7 protein-coding genes and 1 pseudogene are annotated in these 6,586 nt (G+C 66.7%); 7 read left to right on the top strand and 1 reads right to left on the bottom strand.

What is annotated here, in order from left to right:
• The 7 genes and pseudogenes from A8G08_RS21780 to A8G08_RS21750 all read left to right on the top strand — a co-directional run.
• Nucleotides 1-402: SDR family oxidoreductase (locus A8G08_RS21780; RefSeq protein WP_483757019.1), on the top strand; the 402-nt coding region annotated here is incomplete at its 5' end.
• On the top strand, nt 403-1,110 hold the full coding sequence (locus A8G08_RS21775) for an acetoacetate decarboxylase family protein (RefSeq protein ID WP_068278789.1): 708 nt from the start codon (nt 403-405) through the stop codon (nt 1,108-1,110).
• A 259-nt stretch (nt 1,111-1,369) separates the two neighbouring features.
• Nucleotides 1,370-3,160, top strand: coding sequence for an aa3-type cytochrome oxidase subunit I (gene ctaD, locus A8G08_RS21770; RefSeq protein WP_084436701.1), 1,791 nt, complete (start codon nt 1,370-1,372; stop codon nt 3,158-3,160).
• Nucleotides 3,161-3,345: 185 nt separating this feature from the next.
• Complete coding sequence (gene serB, locus A8G08_RS21765; protein WP_068278787.1) at nt 3,346-4,578, top strand: phosphoserine phosphatase SerB; 1,233 nt, start codon at nt 3,346-3,348, stop codon at nt 4,576-4,578.
• A complete protein-coding gene (locus tag A8G08_RS21760; RefSeq protein ID WP_068278793.1) occupies nt 4,571-5,347 on the top strand; it encodes an aminoacyl-tRNA hydrolase in 777 nt (258 codons plus the stop codon). Before serB ends, A8G08_RS21760 begins: the two co-directional genes overlap by 8 nt.
• Nucleotides 5,334-5,759, top strand: a complete 426-nt coding sequence (locus tag A8G08_RS21755; RefSeq protein WP_068278785.1) for a TIGR03668 family PPOX class F420-dependent oxidoreductase — start codon at nt 5,334-5,336, stop codon at nt 5,757-5,759. The genes A8G08_RS21760 and A8G08_RS21755 overlap by 14 nt, the downstream gene beginning before the upstream one ends.
• A 126-nt stretch (nt 5,760-5,885) precedes the next feature.
• Nucleotides 5,886-6,131: pseudogene (locus tag A8G08_RS21750) on the top strand (membrane protein YczE); the annotation flags it as partial.
• Here the strand turns inward: A8G08_RS21750 and A8G08_RS21745 are convergent.
• Nucleotides 6,124-6,498 (bottom strand): DUF4345 domain-containing protein, encoded by a 375-nt coding sequence (locus A8G08_RS21745; protein ID WP_068278783.1) that lies wholly within the window; start codon nt 6,496-6,498, stop codon nt 6,124-6,126. The pseudogene A8G08_RS21750 and the gene A8G08_RS21745 sit on opposite strands and share 8 nt — an antisense overlap.
• Nucleotides 6,499-6,586: the final 88 nt, after the last annotated feature.

Raw genomic sequence — 6,586 nt, 5'->3', positions numbered from 1 at the left:
GGCGCCGCGCTACGCCAGGAATGGCGAGGCAGTGGCGTGAACATCACTACTATTTGCCCGGGCTTCGTGCGGACCGAGCTGATCGCGGGCATGTCCGCGCCCGCGTTCATGGAGAAACTGGCGATGATCGACCCCGACGCAGTCGCGAAGGCCGTCGTCGCCGCGGTGCGATCGGGCAACTCGGGCGAGGTGTTCGTGCCGAAGCCTGCAGCGCTGATCTCGAAGGGGACCGGCGTGCTGCCCACCCGGTTCCGTGACTTCATGTTCCGGCTCTCCGGCGGGGACCGGGTGACCAACACAGTGGATGAAAACGCTCGCGCGGAGTACCGACGACGCGTGGCAGGAGCGGAGCCTGCGGAGCGACCATTCAGTACAGACGCGCAGGGAAATGGAGATTCGTAAATGACCAGCAGTGCAATCGGCCTTGTCGCCGGTGTGGCAGAGACCTTCCTGACCGAGCAGGTCGTGAACCGGCTGCCGGAAAACCTGGCTCCCGCGCCGTGGACCTGTGAGTGCGAGTCGGTGTTGTGGACGATGCGCCCCGCCAAGGGCGCCGCGGCGGCGCTGCCCCACGGCATCGGGAACGGTGCGCGGCCGCTCGGCGTGATCGGCGGCATGGTCAGTTACAAAGACACCCCGGTGGGCCATTACGACGAGGTGCTCGGTGCGGTTGTGTTCCGCCGCGGCGCCTCGGTGCGTGGCACCGTCTCGTTCATGGCCGTTGATTCGGAGACCAGCATCGTCGGCGGCCGTGCCAACTGGGCCATGCCGAAGACGCTCGCCGAGTTCGAGGGCGGCATCGGTTCCGGCAAGCAGATCAGCGCGCGCGGTGCGCTCGAGACGCCGTGGTCGGTCTCGGCCACCCCGAAGTCGATCGGCCCGTCGGTGCCGATCCGCTCGTCGCTGGTGGTGCTGCAGCAGTTCGCCGAGGGCGATGTGCGGTCCTCGAAGCTGATCGCGAAGGGCCGCGTTCGTCCCGCACTGGTGAGCGTCGACATGGACTCCGAGAGCTCGCTGTCGACGTGGATGCTGCCCGGCCGGCACCTCGGCGCGATCGTCGAGTCGATGACCTTCAGCCTCGAAGAGCCGCGCCCGCTGCCGAGCCGCTAACGCAAGCCCGTCGGACCGCCGAACGACCACGCGGTCCGGCAGCCGAACATGCTGGTTATCGAGCATTCCGGAATGCGTTGACTCAGTGCGCCACGGGCGGCACAGTGAGAAACTACGACGCAGGGTAGGACCGGGTCCACACAGTGCTGTGACACGGTTTACGATTCGAGTCAGCGCCAAGACCGAAACGTCGCCTCTCGAGGGCAGGACGTAGGAGCGGAGCTTGCGGAGCGACCCGCACGCACCATCAGGAGGATCAGTGACTGCCGTAGCGCCCCAGCCAGTCCCCGAGCTAGAAGCGGCGAGACCGTTTCCACAGCGGGTGGGACCGAAGGGTTCCTACCTGTACAAGATGATCACCACCACCGATCCCAAGGTGCTGGGCATCATGTACCTGACGACGTCGGTGGCGTTCTTCCTCATCGGTGGCCTGATGGCGCTGCTGATGCGTTCCGAGCTCGCGGTGCCGGGCCTGCAGTTCCTGTCGAATGAGCAGTACAACCAGCTCTTCACCATGCACGGCACGATCATGCTGCTGTTCTATGCGACGCCGATCGTCTTCGGGTTCGCGAACGTGGTGCTGCCGCTGCAGATCGGTGCTCCGGACGTCGCCTTCCCGCGTCTGAACGCGTTCAGCTACTGGCTGTACCTGTTCGGCGCCACGATGGCGACCGCCGGCTTCATCACCCCGGGTGGTGCCGCAGACTTCGGCTGGACGGCGTACTCGCCGCTCACCGACGCGCTGCATTCCCCGGGTGTCGGCGCCGACCTCTGGATCCTGGGTCTTGCCGTCTCCGGTCTTGGCACCATCCTCGGCGGTGTCAACATGGTGACGACGGTGATCGTGCTCCGCGCGCCCGGTATGACCATGTTCCGGATGCCGATCTTCACCTGGAACATCCTGGTGACCAGCATTCTCGTTCTGCTCGCGTTCCCGCTGCTGACCGCCGCGCTGATGGGCCTCGCGGCCGACCGTCACCTCGACGCGCACATCTACGACCCGGCCAATGGCGGCGTCCTGCTGTGGCAGCACCTGTTCTGGTTCTTCGGTCACCCAGAGGTGTACATCATCGCGCTGCCGTTCTTCGGCATCGTCTCGGAGATCTTCCCGGTCTTCAGCCGCAAGCCGATCTTCGGTTACACCACCCTGGTCTACGCGACGCTCGGTATCGCTGCGCTGTCGATCGCGGTGTGGGCACACCACATGTACGCCACCGGCGCCGTTCTGCTTCCGTTCTTCTCGTTCATGACGTTCCTCATCGCGGTGCCCACCGGTGTGAAGTTCTTCAACTGGATCGGCACGATGTGGAAAGGCCAGTTGACGTTCGAGTCACCGATGCTGTTCTCGGTCGGCTTCCTTGTGACGTTCCTCTTCGGTGGTCTGTCCGGCGTCATCCTGGCCAGCCCGCCGCTGGACTTCCACGTCACGGACTCGTACTTCGTTATCGCGCACTTCCACTACGTGCTCTTCGGCACGATCGTGTTCGCGACCTACGCCGGTATCTACTTCTGGTTCCCGAAGATGACTGGCCGCATGCTCGATGAGCGCCTCGCCCGCTGGCACTTCTGGACGACGTTCATTGGCTTCCACGGCACCTTCCTGGTGCAGCACTGGGTCGGCAACGAGGGCATGCCGCGCCGGTACGCCGACTACCTCCCGTCGGATGGCTTCACGTTCCTGAACAGCTTCTCCACGATCTTCGCGTTCGTCCTGGGCGCCTCGACGCTGCCGTTCATCTGGAACGTCTTCAAGAGCTTCCGGTACGGCGAGGTCGTCACGGTCGACGATCCGTGGGGCTACGGCAACTCGCTCGAGTGGGCGACCAGCTGCCCGCCGCCGCGGCACAACTTCTACGAGCTGCCGCGGATTCGCTCCGAGCGTCCTGCGTTCGAGCTGCACTACCCGCACATGGTCGAGCGGATGCGGTCCGAGGCGCACGTCGGCTTCGGTTCGCATAACCACGAAACCGCAGTGGATGTGCTCGAGCGCGATCGGGTGCCGTTCGGTGACGCCGGCGGCGATCACGCTGGCACGGACAGCACGAAGTAGCTTCACGTACGACACGACGAAAGGCCCCGCCCGCAGAGGGCGGGGCCTTTCGCGTTCCGCGTGGCCGGGTTGCGACAATGGTTCGCGAGACTGAGCCGGGCACAATGTCACAGGCGCGGAGCCTGCGGAGCGACCCAGCGTCTACGGCGCGTCCCGCAGACGCACGATCGAATGGAGACAAACGAGTGGGCACCCAGACGACAGTGCTCGTGACGGTCACCGGCACCGACCGTCCGGGTGTCACCTCGGCGCTGTTTGCCTGCTTGACCAAGCACGACGTGAGCCTGCTCGACGTGGAGCAGGTGGTGATTCGTGGCCAGCTGACGCTCGGTGTCCTCGTTTCGTGCCCACGCGACCCGGAGGCGCTGCAGGAGCAACTCGAACAGGCGATGAACACCGTCGGCGTCTCGGTGGAGGTTGCGATCGGGGTGGACCCGATGCGCCAAGGCCCGACCTCGACGCACGCGGTGGTGATCCTGGGCAGCCCGGTGAGCGCGCGCTCGTTCAGCGCGATCTCGCGCAAGCTTGCCGAGCAAGGCGCCAACATCGATTCCATTCGCGGGATCGCGGACTACCCGGTGACCGGCCTCGAACTGCTCGTCACCGCGACGAATACCGGTGCCGACGCTGACGAGTTGCTGCGCACCGGGCTCGCCACCGTCGCCGTCAAGGAGAACGTCGACGTCGCGGTCGAGCGCGCCGGGCTGGCCCGGCGGGCGAAGCGCCTCATCGTGTTCGACGTCGACTCGACCCTGATCCAGGGCGAAGTGATCGAAATGCTCGCCGCGCGTGCCGGTGTCGAGGAGCATGTCCGTGCCGTCACCGAGGCCGCGATGCGCGGCGAGATCGACTTCGGCGAGTCGCTTCGGCAGCGGGTTGCCACGCTCGCCGGTCTCGATGCGAGCGTCATCGATGATGTGGCCGCCGAAATCCAGCTCACCCCCGGCGCCCGCACGACTATCCGGACACTGCGTCGCCTCGGCTACCACTGCGGCGTTGTATCGGGCGGCTTCCGCCAGGTCATCGAGCCGCTCGCGCATGACCTCGAACTCGACTTCGTCGAGGCGAACACGCTCGAGATCGTCGACGGCAAGATGACCGGCAAGGTCATCGGGGACATCGTCGACCGCGAGGGCAAGGCCGTTTCGTTGCGCCGCTTCGCAGCCCAGGTGGGTGTCCCGATGGAACAGACGGTTGCGGTGGGCGACGGCGCCAACGACATCGACATGCTCAATGCGGCGGGGCTCGGTATCGCGTTCAATGCGAAGCCGGCGCTGCGCGAGGTCGCCGATACCGCGCTGTCCCATCCCTACCTCGACGCGGTGCTGTTCGTGCTCGGCGTGACTCGCAACGAGGTGGAGGCGGCCGACGCGGTCGACGGTGGGGTCCGCCGTGTCCCGCTCGAGCCTCGTGTCTGACCAGGATCTCGTTCTCGAACCACCGGCCGACGCCGGCGCGGGATTCGCCGCGCGCCATGAGGCTTTGGCCCGCGGCTATGGCGTCGCCGACGACCCGGCCGATCCCGCTGCCGTGCTGGCCATGCCGATCGTGCTGCACCTGCCCAAGCAGGACCCGCCCCGCCGAAGCGCCGTGCTGGAGGCTGCGGCTGCCGCAACGGTCGCGCTATGCCTCGACGAACGAGTCGGCGCCGACGGTCCGTGGAACGAGGCGTTCGAGGCGTGGACCGCGGCGCGGATCCGCAAGATTGCCCGCCGCGCTCGAGGTTCGCACTGGCATGCGGCGAACGATGTCCCCGGAGTCACTGCGGATGTCGACGGCGCGCAGGCCCGCGCGCTGGTGCCCGGACCGGTCGGCGAACTCGATCCACGGATCAAGCGACTGCAGATCGGCGGCACCGAACTCGAACACGACGATCCTGGTCAGCCCGCCGCAGGTCTTCCGGTGCTGTGGATCAATCCGACGCTGAACATGACGCTCGGCAAGGCGGCGGCGCAGGTCGGGCACGCGGCGATGCTGCTCGTCGGTGCCCTGACCGAGGAGGAAGCGCGGGACTGGGCCGCCGAGCGGTATCGCAGCGCGGTGCGCGAGGCGACGCCGGTGCAGTGGATCGCGTTGCAGCAACTCGTCGGTCGCGGACTGGCGGTCGCGGTGCGCGACGCCGGTTTCACCGAGGTTGCGCCCGGCTCGATGACCGTGATTGCGGTGCCCGACATTGGACTCGAATAGCGCCCGGGAACGATTCGCGGCCGCGCGGGTAGCGCGGCTGGCGACGGCGAGCGCCGCGGGGGAGCCGCATATCGTGCCGGTGGTTTTCGCACTGACGGACGATGCCGTGTATCTGGCCGTGGACGCGAAACCGAAGTCGACCGTCCAGTTGCGGCGGCTCGCCAATATCGCCGCCACGGGCCGAGTGAGCCTGCTTGTCGATGCCTACGACGAGGACTGGGCCCAGCTGTGGTGGGTACGGGTCGATGGGCACGCGGAAATTCTTGCGGCACAGGATCCTTCGGGCCGCGCCTCCATCGATGCGCTGGTGGCCAAGTATCCGCAGTACGCGCACAACCGCCCGGAAGGACCGGCGATCATCGTGCGCGAGCTGACTTGGCGGTCCTGGGAGTACACGCCGGGCACTGCCTGATTCGGGCGAACCGCTGACCGAGGCGCTGCCATCGCCGCACACTTTCCGTCGCCTCGCGCAGGTTTCAGCGTGCCAAGCGTGTGCGGCGCGTCAGGAAGTGTGCGGCGGGGAGCGGTGCGAACCGAGAACGGGCCGATGACCGGACTGGTCGCCCGCACCGGCCTGTCCGTCCGTTTGATCCGGACCGGCATCGAAGTCTCGGTGCTGGCGACCGGGTGGGTGCTCGGCGGCAGCATCGGTATCGGCACCGTGGTCTACGCGCTTGGCATCGGTCCGCTCATCCAGCTGTTCATCCCGGTGGTGTCCCGGTACCTGCCGGGGTTCGAGCCGACTCCCGCGAACTGTAGGGCGGATTTCGTGCAAGTCAGCTGACTGCGAACAGTGCGCCAGCCCCTACCGCCTCGACGATGCAGTAGAACCAGTTGGGATAGAACGGTGTTCGTTCATCCACGACGGCGGAGACGATGCGGCCCAACGCCATTCCGGCGAGCGCGGCGCCGACGGCGATGACGATCCCTGTCGCCACATCGCCACCACGAAACGCCGCGTACGTCAGCACCGCTGCGATCGCGAGCCCAAACCCGCCGTAGACGGCCCGCACCTCGGACCGGGAGGTCGGCGACTCCAGCGTGACGCCGAACGGGCGGATCAGCGCGGCAGGTGCTCCCAGCGCGAATACACCCATGCCGAGGAAGAACACCGCGATCGCGATGGTGATGACCGCCGAGACAGCGGACATAAGGCACCCCATTTCATCCGGATGCCTGTGAACCTACTTCGGCCTGCAGCCCCACAAACGCAAACCGCCGCACACCTTTCCGAGGACA

The organism is Aldersonia kunmingensis (assembly GCF_001646865.1).
GTDB lineage: Bacteria > Actinomycetota > Actinomycetes > Mycobacteriales > Mycobacteriaceae > Aldersonia > Aldersonia kunmingensis.
The sequence above is the reverse complement of the archived record's forward strand: the minus strand, read 5'-3'. Positions and strand labels throughout refer to the sequence as shown.